General features: G+C 54.3%; 1 protein-coding gene. It reads right to left on the bottom strand.

Annotated features, from left to right (window positions below):
- The coding region (locus tag KO538_RS29035) for a transposase (protein WP_219330442.1) at positions 1-595 on the bottom strand (595 nt) is incomplete at both ends.

Below are 595 nucleotides of genomic sequence, written 5' to 3'. Positions count from 1 at the left end.
CACGTTCTCCAGCAGGACATTGGAACTCGTCGCTCTCGGGCAGATATCGGAAGTCGCGTTTATCGAATAGCCCCTTTGCACGATTGCCCGAAGTGAGCGGTTTAGGAACTAATGGCACCATCCCCGATTCCTCGCACGCCAAAATTTCGGGACCGCTGTAATAGCCGCGATCAGCGTACACCTCTAGATGCTTCAGACCGATCACCTCATTGGCTTGCTTTGCCATTGACGCCAGCTGGGCGCGATCATTTCCTATGTTGGTGACTTCATGCGCCACGATCAAGTGGTGCTTTGTGTCGACGGCAGATTGCACGTTGTATCCGACGGTGGCGGTTCCGCGTCCGCTGGTCGACATCGAGCGTGCATCAGGATCAGTCAGCGAAATCTGCTGATCTGGCGTCTGCTTCAATTTCTTGTCGAGCTCACCCAGGCTTTCGATCTGCTCTTTCAGACCTGCGATTTTTTCTTTAATACGCATCACGCGAGTTGCGGGGACAAGCGCAGGATCACGGTCGGCGCGATCAAGCTCGTCCATGTAGCGCTTGATGCTTTCCTCGATCTGCTCAATGCGGGCTTCCAGCTTGTTGTTGGTGAA

Origin of the sequence: Janthinobacterium sp. NKUCC08_JDC, from assembly GCF_019345575.1 — a bacterium.
GTDB classification, from domain to species: Bacteria; Pseudomonadota; Gammaproteobacteria; order Burkholderiales; family Burkholderiaceae_D; genus Janthinobacterium; species Janthinobacterium aestuarii.
Note: the sequence above shows the minus strand (reverse complement) of the source record. Positions and strands in the feature narration are given on the sequence as shown.